Source organism: Psychrobacter sp. CCUG 69069, from assembly GCF_021023115.1.
Classification (GTDB): domain Bacteria; phylum Pseudomonadota; class Gammaproteobacteria; order Pseudomonadales; family Moraxellaceae; genus Psychrobacter; species Psychrobacter namhaensis.
In genome coordinates this window covers 82,242-107,335 of record NZ_QQAI01000006.1, presented here as the reverse complement: position 1 = coordinate 107,335, position 25,094 = coordinate 82,242, and the positions used below count along the sequence as shown (strand labels likewise).

Annotated in this window: 19 protein-coding genes; 13 read left to right on the top strand and 6 right to left on the bottom strand. The window is 45.1% G+C overall.

Annotated features, from left to right (window positions below):
* Positions 1–25: 25 nt before the first annotated feature.
* Positions 26–496 carry a hypothetical protein gene (locus DVY93_RS06070; protein WP_230709750.1) on the bottom strand — a complete coding sequence of 157 codons (471 nt, stop codon included), beginning with the start codon at positions 494–496 and terminating at the stop codon, positions 26–28.
* A gap of 266 nt (positions 497–762) precedes the next feature.
* Positions 763–2,880: a prealbumin-like fold domain-containing protein gene (locus DVY93_RS06065; protein ID WP_230709749.1), complete on the bottom strand. Its 2,118-nt coding sequence runs from the start codon at positions 2,878–2,880 to the stop codon at positions 763–765.
* Between the two features lie 522 nt (positions 2,881–3,402).
* Here DVY93_RS06065 and aceE point away from each other — a divergent pair.
* Together aceE and DVY93_RS06055 are read left to right on the top strand one after the other, a co-directional pair.
* A complete protein-coding gene (gene aceE / locus DVY93_RS06060; protein WP_193006159.1) occupies positions 3,403–6,216 on the top strand; it encodes a pyruvate dehydrogenase (acetyl-transferring), homodimeric type in 2,814 nt (937 codons plus the stop codon).
* A gap of 25 nt (positions 6,217–6,241) precedes the next feature.
* Positions 6,242–7,990: a 2-oxo acid dehydrogenase subunit E2 gene (locus tag DVY93_RS06055; protein WP_230709748.1), complete on the top strand. Its 1,749-nt coding sequence runs from the start codon at positions 6,242–6,244 to the stop codon at positions 7,988–7,990.
* Positions 7,991–8,181: 191 nt separating this feature from the next.
* Here DVY93_RS06055 and DVY93_RS06050 read toward each other — a convergent pair whose 3' ends face one another.
* Positions 8,182–8,811, bottom strand: coding sequence for an OmpW/AlkL family protein (locus DVY93_RS06050; protein WP_230709747.1), 630 nt, complete (start codon positions 8,809–8,811; stop codon positions 8,182–8,184).
* Between the two features lie 299 nt (positions 8,812–9,110).
* Here DVY93_RS06050 and DVY93_RS06045 point away from each other — a divergent pair, with 299 nt between their 5' ends.
* Together DVY93_RS06045 and DVY93_RS06040 are read left to right on the top strand one after the other, a co-directional pair.
* A complete protein-coding gene (locus DVY93_RS06045; RefSeq protein ID WP_230709746.1) occupies positions 9,111–9,338 on the top strand; it encodes a hypothetical protein in 228 nt (75 codons plus the stop codon).
* Positions 9,339–9,496: 158 nt separating this feature from the next.
* The gene (locus tag DVY93_RS06040) at positions 9,497–10,480 is read left to right on the top strand and encodes an ion transporter (protein WP_193006155.1); all 984 of its coding nucleotides are present in this window, start codon (positions 9,497–9,499) and stop codon (positions 10,478–10,480) included.
* Positions 10,481–10,616: 136 nt separating this feature from the next.
* Here DVY93_RS06040 and DVY93_RS06035 read toward each other — a convergent pair whose 3' ends face one another.
* The 3 genes from DVY93_RS06035 to DVY93_RS06025 all read right to left on the bottom strand — a co-directional run bounded on the left by DVY93_RS06035 (position 10,617) and on the right by DVY93_RS06025 (position 15,383).
* Positions 10,617–11,264, bottom strand: a complete 648-nt coding sequence (locus DVY93_RS06035; protein ID WP_230709745.1) for a TerD family protein — start codon at positions 11,262–11,264, stop codon at positions 10,617–10,619.
* 99 nt (positions 11,265–11,363) lie between these two features.
* Positions 11,364–12,485: a helix-turn-helix transcriptional regulator gene (locus tag DVY93_RS06030; protein ID WP_193006153.1), complete on the bottom strand. Its 1,122-nt coding sequence runs from the start codon at positions 12,483–12,485 to the stop codon at positions 11,364–11,366.
* A gap of 168 nt (positions 12,486–12,653) precedes the next feature.
* Positions 12,654–15,383: an ATP-binding protein gene (locus DVY93_RS06025; RefSeq protein WP_230709744.1), complete on the bottom strand. Its 2,730-nt coding sequence runs from the start codon at positions 15,381–15,383 to the stop codon at positions 12,654–12,656.
* A 361-nt stretch (positions 15,384–15,744) separates the two neighbouring features.
* On the opposite strand from DVY93_RS06025, the gene rsmG reads away from it, so the two are divergent.
* From rsmG to DVY93_RS05980, 9 genes are all read left to right on the top strand, one after another.
* Positions 15,745–16,461: a 16S rRNA (guanine(527)-N(7))-methyltransferase RsmG gene (gene rsmG / locus DVY93_RS06020; RefSeq protein ID WP_193006151.1), complete on the top strand. Its 717-nt coding sequence runs from the start codon at positions 15,745–15,747 to the stop codon at positions 16,459–16,461.
* Between the two features lie 137 nt (positions 16,462–16,598).
* Entirely contained in the window at positions 16,599–17,378 is a 780-nt protein-coding gene (locus DVY93_RS06015) for a ParA family protein (protein WP_230709743.1), read from the top strand.
* A gap of 158 nt (positions 17,379–17,536) precedes the next feature.
* Complete coding sequence (locus tag DVY93_RS06010; RefSeq protein WP_193006149.1) at positions 17,537–18,667, top strand: ParB/RepB/Spo0J family partition protein; 1,131 nt, start codon at positions 17,537–17,539, stop codon at positions 18,665–18,667.
* Between the two features lie 85 nt (positions 18,668–18,752).
* Positions 18,753–19,487, top strand: coding sequence for a MotA/TolQ/ExbB proton channel family protein (locus tag DVY93_RS06005; RefSeq protein ID WP_226949485.1), 735 nt, complete (start codon positions 18,753–18,755; stop codon positions 19,485–19,487).
* A 61-nt stretch (positions 19,488–19,548) separates the two neighbouring features.
* Positions 19,549–19,980: an ExbD/TolR family protein gene (locus DVY93_RS06000; RefSeq protein WP_193006148.1), complete on the top strand. Its 432-nt coding sequence runs from the start codon at positions 19,549–19,551 to the stop codon at positions 19,978–19,980.
* 90 nt (positions 19,981–20,070) lie between these two features.
* On the top strand, positions 20,071–21,858 hold the full coding sequence (gene msbA, locus DVY93_RS05995; RefSeq protein ID WP_230709741.1) for a lipid A export permease/ATP-binding protein MsbA: 1,788 nt from the start codon (positions 20,071–20,073) through the stop codon (positions 21,856–21,858).
* A 72-nt stretch (positions 21,859–21,930) separates the two neighbouring features.
* The gene (lpxK, locus tag DVY93_RS05990) at positions 21,931–23,046 is read left to right on the top strand and encodes a tetraacyldisaccharide 4'-kinase (protein WP_193006146.1); all 1,116 of its coding nucleotides are present in this window, start codon (positions 21,931–21,933) and stop codon (positions 23,044–23,046) included.
* A gap of 63 nt (positions 23,047–23,109) precedes the next feature.
* Complete coding sequence (kdsB, locus tag DVY93_RS05985) at positions 23,110–23,928, top strand: 3-deoxy-manno-octulosonate cytidylyltransferase (protein ID WP_230709739.1); 819 nt, start codon at positions 23,110–23,112, stop codon at positions 23,926–23,928.
* Positions 23,929–23,930: 2 nt separating this feature from the next.
* On the top strand, positions 23,931–25,067 hold the full coding sequence (locus DVY93_RS05980; RefSeq protein ID WP_193006144.1) for a DNA polymerase III subunit delta': 1,137 nt from the start codon (positions 23,931–23,933) through the stop codon (positions 25,065–25,067).
* Positions 25,068–25,094 lie beyond the last annotated feature (27 nt).

Below are 25,094 nucleotides of genomic sequence, written 5' to 3'. Positions count from 1 at the left end.
TGACGTAGTGTCATCAGTTATTTTATTAGTCAACAACTGTATGAAGGGCCACAACTGCAGACTTATTAGCTGGCAATAGTTTGATATTCCAACGTAGCGAGCGATACTCAGATAGGGGGATTTTCACCAACTTGTCGTTCACTTTACGCATCAGAGGCATTTCAGCATAGTTTTTGCCATCGGTACTGGCTTGTGCGCTTGCAGGAATTGCTTCACCAGTGAATGTCATATTTGTTGGAATAGGGAGGGTTACCATCAAGTCGTTAATGTCTTTATTGATAGTGTTGGTGTAAGCGGCTTTGTATTGAACCACTGTACCCGCGGGTGCTGTGCGTACTGGCGAGTAGATGACTTTACCCTCTGCGTTTTTGATGACTTGATTGACCGTGAGCTCCATTTTTAAAGCATCATCAGCGTAAGCTACGTTCAGACTCAGTAGACAGGTAGAAGCCAAAGTAGCCAATAGGACATTGTGCAAGAGCTTGAAATGTTTCATGGAAAATCCTTCTTAAACCATAGCTGGCAATGACGTGCTAGCTTGATAAGTTGCCGTCTATTGTCTGTAATTTTATATAAGTAGCACTAATAGAAATATGTATATTTACTTGATTATATTGTCACGCAACCATTACAAATATTCAGCTCAAAAACGATAAATGGTAAGTTGAGGTGGCTAAACGGCAAAAGCCCTATCTAATAAGATAGGGCTTTTGTTTATTAAAATTTAAATCATAAATGATCTAAATGTGCAAGAAAAAATAGCTACTGAGGGTTCACAGTAGTGCCGTACTTAGTGTTGAAGTACAATATGGCTCTGTTGGCTGTGTTAGTCGCGGTTGTATTTTCTAAGTTAAATACGTTGGAGATAATAGTGCCATTTACACCCATCGGGGCAGAGTTGTTTGCTGATGTAAACAACGTTGAAGGAGTACCCATTGGTACTGGCAAATGAAACACCGATTTGACGGAATCACTCTGTAGCGTGTCAGAGATTTTTATATTTTCCAGCGTAACATGGCCACGGTTATAAGCTTCAACCTTGTAGGCAATACACATGCCCGGACTCATAGCACGGTTGGGAGATACCATACTAAATCCAGCTGTTGGGTCACTACTGTCATTGATAGTAGTATAGTCAAGTAGGTTGTTACACTCATGTATGTACTGATACTTTTTGAGTACTAACGCAGTGTTATCGCTTTTTACTTCACCGAAGTCTAGATTACGTGATCCCTCTTCAGTTTTATAGTTATAAATGTTGGTTACTAAATTAACGATACGATTGTTATTAGTAGTATCAACACTGTATTCCCACCCACTTGGCTCTATTTCAACAACACAAACTTTCCGCTCTTTTAAAGCGGCTATAACATTTGCTTGTACATTGAATTGGTATTGACCTAAAGGGTTAGTTGACACAGGTTGAGGGTTTAGTGAACTAGTCGCTATATTGGCGCCACCATTTTCGCCAACACAGTCTGTCAGGCGTACTTGCAATCCAGGCGCGGTAATCCCTAGCTCTTTACTTCGATCAAAAACACCGTTGAAGTATTCTTGGTTACCAGTGAAGGTAGAAGAAACATTTTGTTTTGTATCGTCACTAGCTTGAATACCGCCATTATCATTGAACACATAGCCTGTGAAGGTATAAGTTTTTGGTGTATTAGTAACGGTACAAGTGACTTCATCACCGTAATTTAAATTTGATAGGGTAAAAGAGGAGGTGGCTCCAGAAGGCATAATGGAGGTGCTACCCGCCGTGGCATTGGTACAAGTGTAGCTGGTGTCATAGTTCGTCATTTCACCAAGATTTATTCCGTTTAGTACGCTTTCAGTGATTGTATAACTAGTATTTGGTGTTAGAGAGATAAGACTGCTGGTATTACTAATGGTTTGCCCCGAGCCAGTAGTCGTAAACGATGCTGGTGAGTTGTTTGCATCGGGGTTTAGAGTGCCTCCTGAAACCTTGATGTTAAACTGATCACGTTTAGTATCGCTATCATTAACACGAGTAGCAGTCAGCTGTTTTTTAATAATAAGCTTAGGTGGTGCTAGGCAGAAGTAAAAGTCTGAGTAACCGATAGCATGTACACCACTAGTTTCGTTTAACGTATTATTATGTTTTAAATTCAGAATACTATTGGCTGCTTTATAACCCCAGGCGGCATCAATATTGCACTCACCAGCTGCGCAGTTTCTACCTTTGATCCCAGTAACTATACTGGTATTAGGAGCAGGATTGTTAGCAGTATGAAAAGCATTATTGAATGTCAGCTTCCCACTATTGGCAGAGACATCCACTTGTTCAATATATGGTGTTCTATCTTCATATATTGGAAAAATAAGAAGAAAATAGCCAACAATAACTCTAGAGGTTAAGGAGTCTAAATCTTGTATTTTATAGCCTGACTTACTAATAGAGCGATTGATACTAATATTTAGAATATGGTTTGTTACAGTTGAAGTTGAGGCATGGACTAAATTAAGGGCAGAAGATGTGCTGCCGTTTATGGATCCATAAAATGGCGGTGTCCCATCACTAGTATTTAAGTCTATTAATCCTGAAAACTGAATTTTAAATACTTTATTACCTGCAGCTTCGTTAAAAGTAAAGCTACGGGTTAAACCTCCTGCTGACCAACTAAGGGGTTGTGAAGTTACAGGAAAAGTAGACGTAGAGGTAGGAGGGTTTGCACCAATATAATACATTTTATGATTGGCTGGACACATGCCAGTGGTAGAAGTGTCAGTCGATTCAAAACTAGCATGGGCGTTATTAGTAACTAACACCAAAACAAGGAAAAATACAGAGCCAATAAGACTTAATATTTTATTGACTTCTACACCCATTTCAAGGCTAGGATGTTTGTTACTGTCCATCTAATTACCTCAAAGCCAATTTTTGAAAAAATATTACTACCTAAGATAATAAAAACTATTAACTTTAAATAACTGAATATAATGAAAATGGTAGTAAAAAGCTTACTAAAAAAGATAAAAGGTTAGAATAGTCAGACGAGTAGCTATGTTAGATTAGTTACAGTAACAAAAATTTCAACAGTATTTCTAGCAAATATTTACCTAATCACTAATCATTATTTATTTCAGAAATACTTGTCATATCGTCATTTTCTTATCGCTATAAACAACCCCTCCATAAACGCCTATAATAAAGCGTTATTATTATTTGATAATTAACCCCACACATTAAGTTGGCACGTGACTTTCTATAACTAGGCGGTCATACATGGTCACGTAAAGGCACCATACTAAATGCCACTTTTTAAAATTAACAAGGAAGTCATTGAGCGAACCATTCACGTAAGACACTATGAACACACTAATTTGATTTAATAACGTCCTGTATTAGGCAGGATGGACTGACAAAAAAGGACAACGAAGATGAATTATTATAAGGATGCTGATAGCACCGAAACCCAAGAGTGGCTGGAAGCCTTTGAGTCTGTTATCAAACATGCAGATAAGGATCGTGCTCAGTTTCTACTAAAAGCCTTATACAATATGGCGGTCCAAGAAGGTCTGCCGTTTAATCGCCTCGATACCGCTTATATCAATACGATCGCAGTTGAAGACGAGCCAATGTATCCTGGTGACTTGACGATTGAGCGCAAAATTCGGGCGTTGATTCGCTACAACGCGTTGGCGATGGTCATGCGTGCGAACAAAAACGACGACGATTTAGGGGGGCACTTAGCGACATTTGCCTCTAGTGCCACGCTCTATGAGACAGGTTTTAACCATTTTTTCCGAGCCGCGAGTGATCATTTCGGTGGTGACATGATTTATTATCAAGGTCACTCAGCTCCAGGTATCTACGCACGTTCTTATTTAGAAGGGCGTTTGAGTGAAGATCAGCTAGATAACTTTCGCCGTGAAGTCGGTGGTAAAGGCTTATCAAGCTATCCCCATCCATATCTCATGCCTGATTACTGGCAGTTCCCGACGGTCTCTATGGGACTCGGCCCTATCATGTCGATCTATCATGCGCACGTACATCGCTATATGGAAAACCGTGGTTTGCTTGAAAAAGAAGATCGTAAAATCTGGACCTTCTTAGGAGATGGTGAGACCGATGAGCCAGAAAGCTTAGGGGCGATATCACTTGCTGGTCGTGAGAAGCTGGATAACCTGATTTGGGTGATTAACTGTAACTTACAGCGTCTTGACGGTCCTGTTCGTGGTAATGGCAAAATTATTCAAGAGTTAGAGTCTGTATTCCGCGGCGCAGGTTGGCGGGTGATCAAAGTGGTTTGGGGTGGTAACTGGGACAGTTTGCTTGCCAATGATCATACAGGCGTGCTTAAACATCGTATGGAAGAAGTGGTTGATGGTGAGTACCAGTTATATGAAGCGCGTACGCCTGAGTTTACTCGTAAAGAATTCTTTGGTAAGTATCCAGAGCTAGAAGAGATGGCTGATGCGCTATCTGATCAAGACATTGCCCGTCTAAACCGCGGCGGTCATGATCCCCAAAAGGTGTATGCCGCTTTTAGTGAAGCCATGAAGACTAAAGGGCAACCAACGGTTGTTTTGGTTAAAACCGTCAAAGGCTATGGTCTCTCTACGCAAGCACAGGCTGTCAATAAATCGCACCAAATTAAAAAGTTAGATCATGACTCTTTGAAGTATTTCCGTGATCGCTTTGATTTGCCGTTTACCGATGAAGAGCTTGAGACACTACCGTTTTATCGCCCTAAAGAAGACTCGCTTGAGATGAAGTATCTAAAAGGTCGCCGTGAAGCGTTGGGTGGGCATTTACCAAATCGCCGTAGTGGACATATTCCATTAAACATACCTGATTTATCCATATTCGATCGTGTGTTAAAAGGCAGTAATGGCAAAGAGCAGTCGACGACGATGATGTTTGTCCGTCTGCTATCAGCGATGCTAAAAAACAAAGACATCCAAGACCGTGTCGTGCCTATCGTTCCTGATGAAGCACGTACCTTTGGTCTAGAAGGCATGTTCCGCCAGTTGGGTATTTATTCAGCGTCAGGCCAAAAGTACACGCCCGAGGACAGTGAGGCGTTGATGGGTTATAAAGAGGCCATCGATGGTCATATGCTAGAAGAGGGTATTAATGAAGCGGGTGCGATGAGTACGTGGATTGCGCTTGCGACCAGTTACTCAGTCAACGCTTTACCGATGATACCTCTATACATCTACTATTCTATGTTTGGTTTCCAGCGCGTTGGTGACTTGGCGTGGGCGGCGGGCGACTGTCAAGCGCAGGGCTTTTTATTGGGCGCGACAGCGGGTCGTACCACCCTAAATGGCGAAGGCTTGCAGCATCAAGATGGACACTCACAGATTTTATTTAATGTGGTACCCAACTGCGTCAGTTATGATCCATGCTTCGGTTATGAGCTGGCTGTTGTCATGCATGATGGCTTACGCCGTATGTACGGAGAAGGCGAGCGCGTTTATTATTACTTGACACTGATGAACGAAAACTACGAGCAGCCTGCGATGCCAGAAGGCTGCGAGGAAGGTATCAAGCGCGGTATGTATCTGCTTGAGGACAATGGCTCAAGTCAAGTACAGCTGTTAGGGTCTGGTGTGATCTTACGTGAAGTACAAAAAGCGTCGAAGATTTTAAAAGACGAGTTTAATATTACCTCCAACGTTTGGAGCGTGACCAGCTTCAACGAGCTGACACGTGATGGAATGGCTTGCGATGATTACAACCGCTTGCACCCAATGGAAGAAGAAAAAGTGCCTTGGGTCACCGAGCAATTGGCACCGCACGAAGGGATTGTCGTAGCAGCGACGGATTACATGCGTAACTACTCAGAACAGATACGCGGATGGTTGCCTGATAATCGCCCTTATACCACCCTTGGGACCGATGGTTATGGCCGCTCAGACACTCGCGAAAAACTACGCAGCTTCTTCCACGTCGATGCGGCTCATATTGTCGTCGCAACCCTCAAACGCTTAGCAGATGAGGGCGAGGTAGAAATGCGCTTGGTTAAAGATGCGATTTCAAGCTTCGGTATTGAAGCGGATCAGCCACCTGCATGGCAAATCCAGCCTCATTATGATCATTTTCCAGATGCGCCAGCACCCGACAATGTCAATCCCAATCCTGTGCCGGAGTTTGTCGGTGAGGAAGATGAAGAGATCAGCAACGAAGGCCGTGCTGAAGATCAAGCGGATGCGACTTTACTCAATGATGGCGATGTCAAAGAATAATAATCATAAGACAAGGAGATAAACCATGGACATTAAAGCCCCCGATTTGGGTGTCGATAGCGCTGAAGTCAGCGAAATTATGGTAGAGGTTGGTGACGTCATCGCAAAAGATGACAACATCATTTTGCTAGAATCCGATAAAGCCTCGGTTGAAGTCCCAAGCTCTGCTGCTGGTAAGGTCACCAAAATTAGCGTTGCCGTTGGTGATCAGGTCAGTGAAGGTATGGTGCTGATTGAAATTGAGAGCGAGGATGGTGCTGCAGATAATAGCAATGATGCTGCCGATACCGATGTAAATACTAATGACGTAGATACTCAAGACAGTGACAGTCAAACAACAGCAGCAGAAGACCAGCAATCGTATTCTGCCTCTAAAGATAAGACTGAGTCTAGTGCGCCAGCCAATAGTTCAGAAAAGGCAATCACTTACGCACTGCCTGACCTAGGTGTCGATGAAGCCCAAGTGTCTGAGATTATGGTCAGTGTCGGCGATACGGTTAGCGCTGATCAGTCAATTTTACTGATTGAGTCTGATAAAGCGTCGGTTGAAGTACCCGCACCAGTAGCAGGCAAGATTGAAAAAATATTGGTCGAAGCGGGTGATATGGTCGCTAACGGTCAAGATTTTATTGTCATCATGGGTGGCGGTTCAGATGAAGCAAGCAATGCAGATGCGAGTGAGTCTAAATCTGACACACCCGCTGCGCAAGATTCTACGCAAGCTAAGTCAGACAGTAGCGCGGATAAGCAAACAACTGGTGAGCCAAAGCAAGCGGCTAAATCTACCACGACCAATACCGCCAATAATCAGAAAAAAGACAAGCTGACAGAAGCACAGGTCAATGAAAAGCTGGTCGATGTGTATGCTGGTCCTGCCGTGCGTAAGCTAGCACGTCAATTGGGCGTAGATATCACTCAAGTGAGTGGTTCGGCACTGAATGACCGTGTCCTAAAAGAAGACTTGTTTGCCCATGTTAAAGAAAGCCTAAGCACTCAAAAAGCTGCTCCTGCGGCCGGTAGTCCAGTCAGCTCAGGGTTACCAACACTTCCTGATATGAGTAACACAGAGATCTGGGGTGAGACAGAAGCGCAAGATCTCAGTCGTTTGCAAAAAGTCTCCATACCGCAGCTTAACTACAATACGCTGTTGCCGCAAGTGACGCAGTTTGATCTGTCTGATATCACTGAGACCGAAAAGCTACGCGGTGAGCTAAAAGGGGGCATGAAAGCGGAAGGGATTGGTTTTACCATCTTGGCATTTGTGGTCAAAGCCACTGCCTACGCCTTGACGCAGCATCCCCGCTTTAACAGTCATTTGAGCGATGACAATACCCAAGTTATCTTGCGTAAAAGTGTCAATATGGGTATTGCTGTGGCAACGGATGACGGTTTAATCGTGCCTGTTATCAAAAATGTGCAAGACAAAGGTCTGAAGCAAATTGCTATTGAGATTGGCGAGCTTGCCGTCAAAGCTCGGGACAAGAAACTCAGCACCAAAGACTTACAAGGTGCAAGTTTTACCATATCTAGCCAAGGTAATTTAGGCGGTACAGCCTTTACGCCGCTGGTAAATTGGCCACAAGTTGGTATTTTAGGCGTCTCTGAAGCAAGTATGCAGCCCCGCTGGAATGCTAAAAAGCAAGATTTTGAGCCGCGTCTCATGTTACCGCTATCATTGTCTTATGATCACCGTGTTATTAACGGGGCAGACGCCGCTGTGTTTACCCGCTATATCGCAACACTACTGGCTGATCCGCGCCGTATTTTGCTTTAGATTTGATTGTTCATTCATAACATTATTTTTTAAAAAAAGACTGTCCACGGATGGTCTTTTTTATGCTTGATGATTTTTGGTAGGATGTTTTTTGCGTCATTCTTTTATTTTGAGCTATCAACCGAGTACCATAAAAAAGCCAGCTTATTAGCTGGCTTTTTTATGGTACTCGGTTGATAGCAGTGGCTATCTTAGAACTGTTTTACAAACGCCACACCATATACCCAAGGGCTGATATCGATTTCACCGATGTCGTTACCGTCTAAAGTAGCATCTGTTTTAATGTCCATATAGCGGGCATCAATACGAAACGCCTCAGTGTCAGCGAAGGGGATGTCAACACCGATGTGACCGGCAACACCAACGCTATCATCAAGATCTAAATCACCAACAGCAACTCTTTCTTTAAAGAAAGTCGTGTAGTTGACACCCACACCAACAAATGGTTTGATATTCATTGGCATGTTATAGCCATCAAAATGATATTGTAGAGATAGGGTAGGTGGTAAATGTTGGGTCTTCCCCTCAACTTCAACGTCAGCTGCATTAGTTAGTGTAAAGTCATGATGAAACGGAATGGCCGCAAGCAGTTCCACACCAACGTTGTTAGCGATAAAGTACTCACCACTGATGGTTGGACGTACATCACCATCGACGTCAACAGAAAAATCTGTGCCGTCTACATTTACAGTGCCATTGTCGCTTTTAGGGTCAACATAGTGTGCACCAGCAGCAACAGACCAAGTACCGGCAGGGACAGCAAAGGCAGTGGTCATGGTAAGAGCAGTGGCTGCGGCTAAAACTAGGGATTGTAGTTTCATCGTTTGATTCCTCAACGTAATAGATGATGATTGGTAAATACCTAATGAGGGATGACATTAGTTACCGATACACAATGTTATGTTTCTTTAGTAATCTGTAACACTGTCTCTCTATTATAGTACAAAACCCTTCTTTCTGTAAGGTTTTAATTGCTTTTATATTTCTTTATTTCTTAAATAGCGCTGTTGTTACTCAAAATTAAGCAGTCAGAGATTCTGTAAAAGTGATGAGCGTTGGGAGTCGGGTTTGACCTGTATTGTGACTGAGTCATTATGATATAAAGGAGGCGTAACCTAGTATGCTTGGCTATTGTAGTAACTCTCCACTCCGCTGTGAAAACGCCCGTTCTGCAAAGATATTGAATCGAATGGATGCTTGTTGTCCGGAGTGCGGTTTGTTCTTATTACCTGCGCAAGATGTCAGCCAGCAATTACGTGCGGATGAGCAGTTTTTAAGATACGCTGTCTTAGCGGTGGCATTTGTGTTGTTTGTCGCTGTCTACATTTATTATTCAAATTTTGTATAATCACTTATCATAATGCATAATAAACAGCCAATCTCGCCATTAGTCGTACTTTTTTATGGTGGTAAGCTGGTTGCGAGAAACGTGCGTTAGGGTCATAGTCTGTGATGGCTGCTTTATTCTATTAATATAAGACCGGTGTTTCACCGCATAGGGACGGCATGCTACTCCAATCTATACGGCGCTTGCGTCTTTTTGTTTACAACATCTTGCAAAATGATGAGCATGACACGCTATTTAGCCGTTGTGTCGACTATTTTCTTATATTTCTCATTATGACCAATGTGGCTGCAGTCATTGCCGAATCTGTTGATCAGTGGTATTACCCCTATCAAAGTTATTTTACTTGGTTTGAAAACTTCTCTATTGTGATATTTTCTATCGAGTATTTGCTACGTTTGTGGAGTGTTGCCGAAGCAAAGCCCGATCACACGACTTGGCGACAGCGTTGGGAGTGGCTAAAGAGCCCCTCAGCGTTGATTGATTTGATCGCTATTGCCCCTGCATTCTTAAACTTCTTTGTCTCCATCGATTTGCGCTTCTTACGTATTCTACGTTTGTTTCGTATTCTTAAACTGACACGCTATTTTGCTTCTTTGCGTATCTTGCTGGTGGTGATCAGTAAAGAGCGAGGCTCATTTCAAGCGGTCATTTTTATCTTAATTATTATGATCGTGACCGCCTCTAGTGGTATCTATTTGGTTGAAAACCATGCGCAGCCAGAAGAGTTTGAGTCAATCCCCAAAGCCATGTGGTGGGCGGTGGTGACGCTTACCACAGTAGGTTATGGTGATGTCATACCAATTACCAATGCGGGCAAAATATTGGGTGCCATCATTACGATATTGGGTGTGGGCTTGGCCGCATTGCCTGCCGGTATTTTGGCGACCGGTCTGGCCAATGAGTTGGCGCAGCGCCGAGAGGAGCTTGAGCAACACTTTCGCGAGCAACTGATTGATAGTGACTTTGACTTGGTACAGAATCAGATGATGATTGATAAAATTCGCCGAGAGCTAGGACTGGATAAAGAGCAGGCACAAAATATCGTACTGCAGGTACTGCGCGAGCAAGAGCTTGAGCGGCGCGAAAGAGAGGTAGAAATACGACAAAAGAACTTCTGTCCCCATTGCGGTGAGCCACTATAAAGTCTTGTCTTGTCAGCTGTTTGTATGACGAAACTTGATAGTGAATATTTAATGTTTTAAAAAAGAGAAGGGTGCGGTGTTATAACACACCGCACCCTTCTACGTTTTCAAAATAAGGACACGCCCTCAGTAGTACTTACACGCCTTGCGGAATGGGGAGGGATCGCGCCAATTCATGTGCCACTTCTTTTGCTGACTCTGCTAGACCCTCAGCAGACAGTGGCAAATTATGTAGCGTTAAATGCCAGTCATCGACCTCCCGGCGCAAATGGGCGACCCAAAGCGTCGTGCAATCACGGGGTAGCTGTTTTAGATTGACTTCAAAACACCGATTGCCCTCATCATCACTCAGATGAATCTCGCCTTTTTTGACGCGAGAAAACGGATGATCGTGATAAGAGTTGGCTATCATAGCGATGTGGGTGATATGGGCTGGAATCTTATCCAAGAATAGCCTTATCTGCTCTTGATCAAGTGGTGCCAGATACATCGCTTGTTCGCCGCGATCTTTGCCATTTAGACTGTCACCTTGATGTTTTACGGATTCAGCTTTATCTCGCAATTGCTTGAACCAAACGATGTCACGAATGGTGCAAAGCTCATCGTACAAGACGCAGGCTAAGTCAATGTCAATCGCACCTTGGTTTTTCTTAAAGCGCTTAAACAGGCCTTTTGGCTCAATCTTAGTAAATTCGTAGTTCAGCGCAAAAAACAAGGTTCCCGCATCTAAACCCAGTCCTTTTAAACTGTCTGAAAGTAATGGTGATGGGGTCGTAGTTGACATAACATTCCTTTTTAATTCTTAATGTTGAAAGTGGTCGGATGGGTTTGAAGACCGCAGAATTTAAGCGCTATTATTATTCATGATGGCTATCTATGAGGGTTATTCATGATCTATAGATTTATCCAACACAGCTTGATACAGCAGCTCAGGCGTGGCTTTTAACAGACCACTGCCAAAACCCCGTAACCACCAGACCAGTTGGGAGGTCAAATTGACCGTTGCTTGGATTGTCAGGGTGTCGTCGTCATTCAACGTGACAGTTTGGTCATCACTTAGCTTACTTTCAGTGAGGCTTTTTCCCGCTTGTTTGGTGAACTGTAGCTCAATAGGTGTGTTTTTGCCATGACTGGGTAGCTTACTAAATAGTGGATGACTAAAGCCCATCCCACCTGCATCCAAATACGTATCGAGTTGGAAGTTCTCAGGTGTTTGTGCCGCACTCTCAAGGATCTCCACGCTGGCAAATCGATGCAAGGCAAAGGTGCGGATGATGGCTTCTGGGTCGTCGGTACGGGTGGCCACTAAGTATATAATGACGCCGCGCTGGATAATCGCAATGGGATTTAGGGTGTATTCACTGGCCTGTGATTTGTTGCTGCGTGTGTAGCAGGCCTTTATCTGTAATTGATAAAATAAAGCATGGTAAATATTGTCTTTGCTGTCCAAGTCAATATGCGGCGCAATCAACGGCTGAGTGGCAGGTTCGATACGCACTCTGTCTATCCATGAATGGGTCACCTTACTGTTTTTAAGCTGTCGCCGTGCTAAATCAAACCAAGGGAACAACTCATCTAAGATAACGGGGGGCAAAAGTTGGGTGAGATTGGCCTCAACCATATTAAAAGCGACTGCTTGCGACAGATTCATATGCGGTAAGCTTTGTAAGGGCGCGTCATCGCACCAGCGCCACCCTTGGGGATTGGCGTTGTTTTTTTCGATAGGGAAGCGTTTGGCCAGCGCATTTAAGTCACGCTGTACTGTGCGTAAGCTGATGTCAAAACCTGCCATGATAAGCTGCTCAAATACGTGTGTCGTGCCGACCCAGCGATTGCGCTGTAGTTGGGACAGCACTTGCCATTGCCGTGCCGTCGTTGCTGCGCCATGTCGATCATCGCTGGCACTTTCTGAGGCACTACTGTCTGTCGCAGCTGGCGTATTAGCCTGCTCGTTAGGGTCCGTCTGAACGTGCAGGGAGTTGGCGTCAGTAAGAGGTACAGTCATTAAGAGATAGCCTTTATGAAGTCACAGTCAGTTTTTACCCGTTTTTGGTGGGCCATTCACAGTTTATCATCGCAGAAAAGCAGCGCAGCGTCTAGGGACGTTCGTCTGTAATCACGTATCCTCATAGACTGCTTTTATTTTATAGGAGATTGACTATCATATAAGGAATTATTTGACCTCATCGTTATCAATGTTTTGTTCGTCATCGTGCGCCCCATTGCTGGTTACTTCGCTGTTATTTTTCTCATCCTGACGTTTATCTTTTCTGCTTTTGTCCTCTTTTTTTTGACGTTTGGCTTTGCGCTTTTTCTTGTCTTCTTTTTTTGACTTTTTATCGTCAATGTCATCTTCTTCGTTTTGATTTTCATCCCACAACATCAAACGGCTTAACACTTTGCCAAACAACGTGTCTTTGCGATAGCGACCTTTTTTGTTCATCGTGTCGATAGGCAGGCCGGTCATCAATGATAAGGCTTCACTTAGCGTATGGACGCCATAAATGTGAAAGCTGCCAGCGTTAACGGCGTCTATAATGTCGTCACGCAGCATGAGTTGTTTGACATTGGCCATCGGTATGACCACCCCTTGCTGGCCCGTCAGTTCTTGCTCGCGGCAGGCATCAAAAAACCCTGCAATTTTAGCATTGATACCGCCCACGGCTTGTACTTCACCCAGCTGGTTCATGGAGCCTGTGATGGCAAAAGATTGGTCAATAGGTACGTTTGCTAAGGCGGACAATAACGCACAGCCTTCGCTGACAGTGGCGCTATCGCCATCTATATGCGCGTAGCTTTGTTCAAAAGCAAGCGAGGCGCTAAAGTTTAAGGCATGGTGTTGACTAAATAACGCACGCAAATAGCTGGTCATAATCAGCATGCCCTTGGCGTGTAAACTGCCGCCCAAATCTACATCGCGCTCAATATCGAGTATCTCTCCGGCGCCGATATTTGGTTGAATAACAGCGGTCAGACGTGCTGGCATACCAAACTCACTATCAGCATAACTGACCACCGTGAGCGCGTTCACTTGTCCGACCGCACGGCCTTGAGTTTGGATCAGCTGTTGGCCATTTTTAAGCTCATCCCAATACAAGTCACGCAAGTATCCTGAGCGCTCATCCATATCATTGATGGCTTGCGTGACGTGTTCAGCAGTCACAATACTCTCATCGTTTAAACGCGCATGACGGTTGGATTCATGCAGGAGTTTAATCAATAAATCGCTGTGTAGGCTCAAGCGGTCTTGTTCTTCCGCTTGTAAGCTTAAATGCTCAAGCAAAGTGGCTTGCGCGTGACGATCAAATGGGTAAAGGTTGGCATAGTCTATGATGTCAGCCATTTTGGCGACCAGTGCCAATTCGTGCTCGCTGGTACGTATCACATCATCATGAAAGTCAGCGCGAACTTTGAAGACGGCATCAAACTCAGGCTCAAGCTCAAGCAGCTCATAATATAAATCCGCTTCGCCTAACAAAATAACCTTAATATCAAGGTCGATTGGCGCAGGCGATAACGATAAGCTGCCTGTTAAGGTCAGCATTTGCTCAAGGCTTGACAGCTTAATTTTGCGTGATTGTAAGGCACGCTTGAGCCCTTGCCATGCATAAGGGTGCTCGAGTAAGTGGCTGGCCTCTAACAATAGGTAGCCACCATTGGCACGATGTAGCGCGCCGGCTCGAATCATACTAACATCCGTCGTCACTGTGCCTAATTGCGTGATTTGCTCAACATGTCCCAATAAGTTTAAGTGTGTTGGCAAGTCTTCAAAGATGACAGGGGCGCCACTATCAGGCGGGTGACTGACAATGACATTGACCGCATAGCGGCTTGGCGTTGTGGCGAGCACTGCCGTCACAAACTCTTCATCATCGCCGTTGACGATACGCTCTACGTGAGTGACCATATCGGCAAACACCGCTTTGAGGTAGTCAATGACAAGTGGATGAGCGGAAAACTGCTCATAAACAGGCGCAAATAAAGGCTGTAATGCACGCCTTGCAATACTACGATGCAGCGCTTCTATGGCGTCATTGGCTTCGTCTTCTAGCTGTTCTAAAGCGATGGTCAGCTGACTTAGCCGTTTTTGCATGTGGTTTTTTTGTGCAAAGTTACTCAGTTCAGCTTCATATTCTCTATTACCGTAGTCAGTAGGACGGTCATTTGTACTAGGGCGACCCTCCTTATTACGGCCACTTGTTTCTGATTCACTGATATGGCTGTCAGAGGCTTTAGGGCTATGACCATCATGATCGTTGTTCTCTGTTGGTAGTTGGCTCGGATGGACAAACATCGCTTTATTATCAAAGGAGCGAAACGTCAACGCTAGGTCATATTGCTTGCCTTCAGCATTGAGCGCTTCATAAGCATGACTCTCTTGCTCGTGCGTGTTGTTTTTAATGGCTTCGATTTTGCTTTGGTACTGATCACTACGAAAGCGTTGACTTAAGCGTTTTTTTGCTTGTTGCCATAAACTGTTGATTTGCTGTTGCAGTAGTGCGGCTTGACCAGCAGGCAAGCGCAAAGCCAAGGGCGTACGGGGATCGGTGAAGTTATGCACATAGACCCAATCATCAGGGGTCGGTGCGTCGGCGGCAATGCGATTGAGTAAGCGGCTGATAATAGTACGCTTACCTAAGCCATTTTCACCAGCGGCAAACACGTGATAGCCACTGGCTTTGATGTCCAAAGCAGTCTGCAAGGCTTTGATTGCACGCTGTTGCCCAAAACCAACGTCTAAATCAGGCGCTGTGCGTGTGTCTGTTGGTAGCTCACTTGGCTCACTATAACGCTTTAGTTGTTCTGCGGTAATAAGGCAGCGTTGTTTAACGTCAGTAAAAACAGGGTGCGGCGTGTCTGATGCTTGCTGATTGTCTTTCAATGTAGAAATAGGTGTTGCCATATTATTAGTGTCTTTACGATTAGTGTATTTTAATACTTGAGATATAGGAGGGTGTGGCTGTCGGTCATAAGTGTTTGGTAGATCGTTTTAAAAGCGCCCTACGTTTACTGGGTTTTTATGAGGAACATTTGCCAGTTAATAAAAATAGCTTACAAGCTACCATAACGCTGTAGATAAGTATCATGAGTCAAGTATAGCGGTAAATAAACAGTAGTTTTGCAGCTATTAAACAAGATTAATGTGCTTCATGTCAGGGCAGATAGTATAAGATGTCTCACATTGACGCAATCTGCAACTATTCAATAGGCAGGCTGCATGATAAAATAGACGGTTCACATGTCAAAACTGGATAATACGTTGTATGTCAGCTTCTACTAAAACCTCTTCATCGTCTGCTAGTATGGGCAATATCCATATTGACCCGACGGGCTTTGTAAAGCTCGGCTCACAACTGCCAGCGCTCGCCAATACCTTGTCACAAGCAATAAACACGCTAAGTCTACCCTTAAGTGAGACGCAGCAGCGCATGCTATTATTGTACTTAGATCAGCTTTTGTTATGGAATAAAGCGTATAATCTGACCGCAATTACCGATCCAGAAGAAGCACTGATCAAACATGTGATTGATTGTTTGGCTATTATAACGCATTTGCCGTCAGGGTCACTGCTTGATATCGGTACTGGGGCAGGTTTGCCGGCGGTTATTATCGCGATTTGCCAGCCTGAGCGTCAGTGTACGGCACTTGATAGTAATCAGAAAAAAATCCGTTTTATTAAGCAAATCAGTAGCGAGCTGGGTTTAACTAATATGCAGCCTATTGCCTCACGTATTGAAGCACATGAGGCCAGCTACGATGTGGTCACGTCCAGAGCGTTTGCCAGCTTGATAGACTTTGTTGAAGTAGCGCAGCCACGGTTGGCGGACAAGGGTTATTTATGCGCCATGAAAGGTAAAGCGCCAAGCGACGAAGAGCTACAAGCACTTGAGGGTGATTGGTTGATAAAAACCATTAAATTGACCGTACCACGCCTGCATGACAGTCGTCATTTAATTGAATTGTCGGCTAAAAATGTCTAAGCTATGAGCACCTTGTTGAGGTAGCAGTCATGCAACAGCAGTATGGTAGTGATGACAATTCAGTGCTAGGAATGACGATAGTTGACACAAAAAGAATAGAATAATAGTAACAGACCCTAATTAAATTGAGTGAGTGTATGGAAATCATAGCAATTGCGAATCAAAAAGGCGGCGTAGGCAAAACCACGACGGCAGTAAATTTGACCGCGAGCTTGGCTGCTAAGCACAAGAACGTACTGCTGATTGACTTAGACCCACAGGGCAATGCGACCAGTGGTACTGGTGTGGACAAAAACGAGCTGGGACTGACCATCGCTGATGTGCTACTTGATGGTGTGTCGCTGTCCGATGCGATTGTCAGTAGTCCTGCAGGGTTTGACGTGATCGGTGCCAATCGTGATTTGGCCGGCATGGATATTACTTTGATGGGTAAGGCTGACAGTCACGAGTTGTTTAAAACAGCGATGGCTGATTTGGTCAATGACCAAGTAGCGACGCAAAAGCAGCCATACGATTATGTGATTATCGATTGTGCGCCAAGCTTGAACTTGCTGACGATTAGTGCGTTGGTTGCGACTGATGGAGTGATTATTCCGATGCAGTGTGAATACTACGCCCTAGAGGGATTGGCAGATTTGTCGCAAACCATTGAGCGTTTGACAGAGCTTAATCCTAAGCTGTATATCCGCGGTGTGGTAAGAACGCTATTTGATGCGAGGAACACATTGGCTCGTGACGTGTCTGCTGAATTAGAAGCTCACTTTGGCGATATTATGTATAAAACTCACATTCCAAGAAATATTCGCTTGGCAGAAGCGCCTGCCCATGGCCTGCCTGTGATCGCGTATGAAAGATGGTCCAAAGGGGCGCGTGCTTATCAAAAATTAGCAGCAGAAGTGATAAAACAAAGCCGCTAATGATAGGGCGCATCAGTGAATATAATGGTGTGTAAGAGAAACTGACCAGTCAGCAGTGAACGCACCCAGTTAGGTAATAAAACAATTAATATTGTATCTTTAGTAAGCCGCATTAATCATTATTTGGCTTTTATTTTAGCGTTAGAGGATAGGTAATCATGGCGAAGAAGAGAGGGTTGGCTGCCAATCGAGGCTTGGATGCCTTGTTGGGGTCAATCAAAAAAGAAAAGCAAATTACCGCCTCTGCCTTGCAAGACGATATGGCTGCGCGTGACCATGCTTTGCCAGCTGACACGCCAACTAAACATGCGCCAGCTCATCCAGACCGTGCAAAACCTAGTGAGACGTTGATTGCCAAGCCAACGGCTCCTGACACGTCTGATACCAGTCATCGAAAAGCGCGTTTGCCGCGTACGACCAGTAAAGCCGCTGCCAACAAGTCGCGTGGTATTGGCTCGGATACGAGCGTAGAAGACCAAATCAGCTTGGTGCAAATCGATGTGACGCGTTTGCAAGCTGGCAAGTATCAACCGCGCCGTGATATGAGTGAAACGGCGCTTGCAGAGCTGGCGTCTTCTATTGAACAACATGGCGTGATGCAGCCTATTGTTATACGTCCATTGCTTGCGAATGAAGATAAAAGTGAAGCATTCGTGACTCATGAAATCATTGCGGGTGAACGTCGCTGGCGTGCAGCAAAGATGGCAGGAAAGTCCGTTATTCCAGCAATTGAGCGCGCCTTATCCGATGAGTTGGCGATTGCACTAGCGCTGATTGAAAATATCCAGCGTGAAGATCTATCAGTGATCGAACAGGCTGCCGCATTACAGCGCTTTCATACAGAGTTTGGTATGAGTCACGCTATGATCGCTGAGGTAGTTGGTAAAGCACGCACGACGGTATCGAATCTACTGCGTCTGAACCAGCTGCATGATACGGTAAAGGATCATTTGGCAAACAGCGCTCTAGATATGGGGCACGCGCGTACACTTTTAGCCCTATCATCTGACCAGCAGCCTATCATTGCCCAAAAAATCATTGATGGCGGTATGACGGTGCGCGAAGCGGAAAAGCTGGTTAAATCCATTTTGCAACCACCGCCTAAAACCAACCGCACCGAACAAGTACAATCTCGCGATGCTGAGCAGTTGACGCAACGTCTGACAGACGTGCTAGGGGCGCAGGTAAAACTGAAGCATAAAAAAGACGGTCAGGGTAGCGTTGAGATATTCTTCCATAGTCAAGATCAGCTGGCCGCTTTGATTAAGCACATAGAAGCGCAGGGTTGAGGCATTAAACCCGTTTGCAGTGACGGTTCCAATTTCAAGTGTTTTGGCAATGTCTGTTTTTATAAAAATATAAAAGAGAGTCAGTATGTGGGAGTTGGTGAAAGCGGGTGGTTGGCTCATGACGCCTATTGTGGTGTGCTCAATATTGGCGTTGGTTATCATTATCGAGCGTAGCCATACTTTACAGTTTAACAAAATTGTACCGAGCAGACTGCGCGAGCAGTTGATAACCCGCCTACGGGAAAATGGGGATATTGGCCGCACACAACTGATGAACGTGAAAGAAAAAACGGCGCTTGGTGACATTTTAGCGACTGGTTTGCTGTATCGTCAGTATGGATTAGAGTCGATGACGATGCATATGCAGAATCGTGCGAGCGTGCAAGTTCACCAATTAGAAAAAAACATCAATATGCTAGGCACCATCGGGGCCATTGCGCCGCTACTAGGTTTGCTGGGCACGGTATTGGGTATTATCTCTTCATTCTTAGCGATTACGGATGGGGCGATGCAAGATCCCACAATGCTTGCAGCTGGCGTGTCACAGGCGCTCATCACTACGGCCGCAGGGATGATTGTTGCTATCCCTGCGCTTGTTGCTTATCGTTACTTTCAGCGCCGCATTATCGATATTAATGCTCAATTTGAGACCCAAGCTGGGCTTATGATTCAAGAGCTGTACGACTATCAGTTGTTTGACAGCACGCATCTTTCTGGTTTTAATCAGGCTGATCATGGTACAGCGTTAGATGGGAGGGTGGGCTATGGGTCGTCAGTGAACCCCTCAGATCTAGACAAAGTGGCCACAGCCAATGCTTAACACAGCAATCATGTTAGTAAGCCTCGAGCCTAGGGTTATTAGGTAAATTAAAGAGAGTGATATGCGCTTTAGAAAACCGACGGTTGAACCACTTGAAATTAATTTGACCCCGATGATTGACTGCTTACTGTTTTTGATCGTGTTTTTGCTACTGGCAACCTCGTTTAATCACTTTAGTCGTTTAAACATCATTCTCCCTGAAGCTGAAGGTGTCGCACTGACCGAGCAAAAAAACAGCATCGAGGTGGCGGTACAAGAAGACGGCAGTTATTTGGTCAATGGCATCACCCTTGCCAGCAGCAATGAAGCTGAGTTAACCAGCATGCTACAGCAAGAAGCGGGTAATAACCGTGATATGCTGTTTGTTATTGCCGCGGATGCCAACGCCACGCACCAATCTGTCGTGCGGGTGATGGATGTCGCTGGTAAACTCGGGTTTTTAAACCTCAATATCAGTACGGTCGTGCCACTTGGCCAACCGTTGCCGCAATAATATATAGCAAATTTTTGCCACAAATAAACCCTATAAGACTGTGTGGTAAGCACAGCCTATTCATAATATAACTCCCAAACTGAGGCTTTTATGAGCCAAGCATATCAACCTGACTCTACAAAAACTTCTGCTAAAAAAGTGTCAGTCGCATCATCAGGCACACCCAAACATAAGACATTATTGCGGCTATTGAGCTATCTAAAACCGTACTGGTGGGCCCTGCTGCTAACCATTTTAGGCTTTGCTATTAATGCGGGAACAGAAATTTGGATTGCTAAGTTATTGCAGTACATTACTGATGCTATCAATCAGAATGATCAGAGCAAGCAAAATTTGTTTCCATTTATGATTATCGGACTGTTTTTTGTACGCGGTGTCGGTAGTTTTTTGGGTAATTATTATTCTGCTTTGGTGTCACGCAATCTGGTTTATGAGCTGCGTGTGGAAGTCTTTAATAAACTGCTGCGCTTGCCAAGCTCATTTTTTCTGGCCAATCCAGCTGGTACCATCTCGTCTAAATTGATATTTGATGTTGAGCAGGTAACGGCTGCTAGTACAGACTCAATGAAGACCTTATTACGTGATGGTTTGACAGTCGTGGCACTGATAGGTTTTTTGCTTTATAGCAATTGGCGCCTGACCTTAATTTTATTTGTCGTACTCCCTCCTATATTGTGGTTAATCCGTGTGGCATCCAAGCGCTATCTTAGACTGTCTAAAGGCATACAAGAGACGATGGGCGACGTCAGTCACATCACTAATGAGGTCATCGGTGGCTATCAAGTGGTCAAAAACTATGGTGGGCAAGCCTACGAAGCCAAGCGTTTTGATAAAACCTCAAAAAAGAACTTGCGCCAGGGTATGAAGGTCGTCGTGACCAACAGCATCAATACGCCAGCTGTGCAGCTACTAATGGCAATAGCCATGTCGGTTGTGGTATGGCTCGCTTTGCGTCCGGCAGTGATAGACAACATCTCTGCCGGTGCCTTTATCTCCTATATCGCGGCTGCAGGCTTGCTCAGTAAGCCGGTGCGTTCGCTGACTGATGTCAACCAAAAACTGCAAAAAGGGATTGCCGCTGGTGAATCAATATTTGCGTTATTAGATGAGCCAGAAGAACAAGATACAGGGGTGCTTAGCCCAGCTTTGACAGGTGAAATCAAACTGGATAATGTTAGCTTGGTTTATCCAGACTCTACTGTGGCCTTGCGTGACTTTACGTTAGACGTAAGAGCGGGTGAGACGGTAGCTTTGGTCGGGCGAAGTGGCGCGGGCAAATCGTCTTTGGTTAATCTGTTGACACGTACTTTATCGACCACGTCAGGTCACATTACGCTAGATGGTATACCGATTGAGGATATTACTCTCGAGTCTCTACGCGCGCAGATTGCGATGGTCAATCAGCAAGTGGTGCTGTTTAATACCACCGTATTTAACAATATCGCTTATGGTGGCTTAGCCAATAAGACACAAGCGGAAGTTGAGAGAGCCGCAAAAGATGCCTTTGCGCATGATTTTATTATGAAGATGCCAAACGGCTATCAAAGTCAAATCGGTGCAGAAGGGTTACAATTGTCTGGCGGACAGCGTCAGCGCTTATCGATTGCTCGTGCCTTATTAAAAGATGCGCCAATTTTGATCTTAGATGAAGCCACCAGCGCCCTTGATAATGAATCAGAATACTACATTCAGCAAGCGCTTGATAATGTTATGAAAGACCGTACAACGTTGGTCATTGCTCACCGTTTGACAACGATTGAGTCAGCCGATCGTATCGCTGTCTTAGATGGTGGGCAGATTGTTGAGCTCGGCACCCATGATGAGCTGATGCAGCAACAAGGCCACTATGCGCAAATGTATGAACGTGATTTTGAGTAAGTGTAGTAGATATTTTAGGACAACTTTGACGTTTACGCAGCGCGAAACCAGTAGGATAAATGGCCAACCCTAATGAGTATTGAGACGACAGTAACGCGTGCATGGCAACGTCAAGCCGCTTGGCTATGGCTGCTGCTACCTATTAGCTGGTTATATGGCCTCATTACGACGATTCGTCGTTATGCTTATAAGGTGGGGGTGTTATCCAGTTATCGTGCGCCCGTACCTGTTATGGTTATTGGCAATATTAGTGTAGGCGGTAGTGGCAAGACACCATTGATTATTGCTTTGGTAGACTACTTGCAAGATCAAGGCATTAAAGTTGGTGTTATTAGCCGCGGCTATGGCGGCGACACCAGCCAGATGCCAACGCTGGTTAGAGACACCAGTTTGCCCAATGTGGTAGGGGATGAGCCCTGTTTAATTGTCAACATGACAGGGGTGGCCATGGCGGTATGCCCCAATCGCGCGCAAGCGATTACCACCTTGTTAGAGGCTTATCCTGATTTGCAATTGATTATTGCCGATGATGGTTTACAGCACTATGCTCTGCAACGTGATATCGAATGGATTGTGGTAGATGCGGCACGGGGTTTTGGTAACAAACAGCTACTACCCACAGGGTTTTTACGTGAACCAATGTCACGGTTAGAAGGGGCAAGTGTCATTTACCATAAAAGCCTAGAGGCTGTAGCAGCTCAGACTCGTAAACGTCAAAAGGACAGTCGTCAGCCTCAAGTTAATGACCAGACAATGCATCTAAAAGCAGATGATATGCAGCTTTTATGGCAATCTGCATCATTTAATAATCCCATAAGTAGCAAACCGCCTAAAAAGGGTAGCAAGGTACATGCAGTGAGTGGTATCGGCTATCCGCAGCGCTTTTTTGATACCTTAAACTTACTTGGCTTTGAAGTTATCGGGCATCCTTATCCTGACCATTATGATTTTAGCTTGGCTGAGCTGTTACAGTATAGCGATTATCCAGTCGTTGTTACCACAAAAGACGCGGTAAAAATAAGAGCGCTTTTATTAAAATATACCGCCGAGCAAGCGCTAACGGATGAGTATATAGAACTGGTGAGTAGGTTATGGGTGTTACCCGTCACCGCCGTGCTCTCTGACAGCTGTTATGCTCGTTTGGAGCAGCAGCTAAAACAGGTAGGCATTCAAATCAAAAAAAAGTAAAGACACCAAAGCAAACAATGGATAATGCTGTAAACCATATAAAAATTGCCATAGGAATAATGCATGTTACCAGTCGACCTCACAACCGCTAAAACGCATATTGTCATTCCTGCGCGCTTTAAAAGCACACGGCTACCCGGTAAGCCATTATTGAATATTCATGGCAAGCCAATGATTCTTTGGGTGGCTGAAAAGGCACAGGCAGCACAGTTCGCGGACGATATGTGCATTGCCACGGATGATGAGCGTATTGCGCAAGTATGCATAGATGCTGGGTTTGAGGTGGTGATGACCAGTAGTGAGCACGCGTCAGGCACTGACCGTTTGGCCGAAGTCGCTGCCCTCAAAGGTTGGGCTGAGCATGATATTATCGTCAATATGCAGGGTGATGAACCACTGGTGCCGCCGTTATTGTTGGAGCAAGTGAAGACGCTTTTGGTAGCAGACAGTGACAGCGTGATGGCCACTTTGTGTGAGCCTATCGACGACTATGAGACTTTTATGCGTCCATCAGTGGTCAAAGTGGTCAGTCAACATTCTGAGAGCAGACAACGTGCGTTGTACTTTAGCCGAGCACCCATTCCTTGCGAGCGTGATGTTGTATTGGCCAATGAGCGTGACAAACAACCACCAAAAAATGCTTATCGTCATTTAGGGTTGTATGCTTATCGCGTCAGTCTGTTGCAGCAGTTTGTGCATTGGCCACAAACACCGCTTGAGGTACTCGAAAGCCTAGAGCAACTACGGGTTTTAGAGAATGGTGGACATATCGCGATTGCCGCCGCTGCCTGCCAGTTACCAGCAGGTGTCGATACCCAAGAAGACTTGGATCGTTTAAATGCGATGAGCTTAGCCGATTTTCAAAACCCTGCTGAATCATAGCCATGAGTGATATGATGGAAAATAAAGGCGTAGTAGAGACCACAGACAGCATGTATTTTGCGCCGTTATTACCGTGGCAGCGAGAATTGTGGTCGCAATTGACGCAGCGGGTGCTGACGTCACAGCAGTCTTTGCCTCATGCGCTGCTCGCAGCAGGTATGCAGGGGATGGGCAAACGTGCGTTTGTATGGCGGTTCGTGGCTTGGTTACTGTGCCATGAGCGAGACCGCCATCCCACAGGTGCTTGTACAGAATGTGAGAGCTGTCAGTGGCTAAAATCAGGGACGCATCCAAGCTTGCAAGTGTTACCGATTGCTTGTATGCCAAATGGTGTGGACCATGCTGATAACACAGAAAAATTGAGTAGCAAAGCAACAGATAAAAAAAATGCCAAAGCAGTTAGCAGTAGCACACTTAAGATTAAAGTGGATGACATTCGTGCCTTGCAGCCTTTTATTTATCAAGGTGGGCAAGGGATGCGCATTTGTGTGTTAGATCATGCTGAGCAAATGACAGTTGCTGCGGCCAACGCGTTACTCAAAACGTTAGAGGAACCACAAGCACAGGTTCATTTGTTTTTAATGAGTGATGCGCCCGCCCAGTTATTGCCCACCATCAAAAGTCGTGTCCAGCAGCTGGCATTGCAAACAATTGAGTCTACGGTAGCCGTTGATTATGTGACACAAGCGCTAGGCCATACCATCAATCGTGAAGCGGTCAGTACGGCGGCAATTGAGCAGCTTATCCAACTTGCAAATGGTGCACCGCTCGCCGCGATAGCCATGGCGCAAGCACCATGGTATGACAAGCGTGCCCTGTGGCTGACCACGTGGCAGGCATTACGTAGTGGTAAGCGCAGTAGTGTGGCCGCAAGTGATTATTGGCAAAATCAGCTGGATGTCAAAGAATTTATCCAACTGTCTGAGATGATGCTGCTTGATTTGCGCCGTGTCTGTCTAGGGCTGAGCGCTCTACAAAATGATGTCAATCTAACAGCGATTTTAGACGTTTATCAACCTGCTGACAGTGGACTTGTAGCGTTTGCCAGTAGCTTACAAGAGGGCAAAACTGCGCTGCAACAAAATGTGCAAGAAAAATTTGTCTATGATAAGCTGATGCAAGAATTGGCATCCTTATAAAGAACTACATAAAGAACTACTATCGCG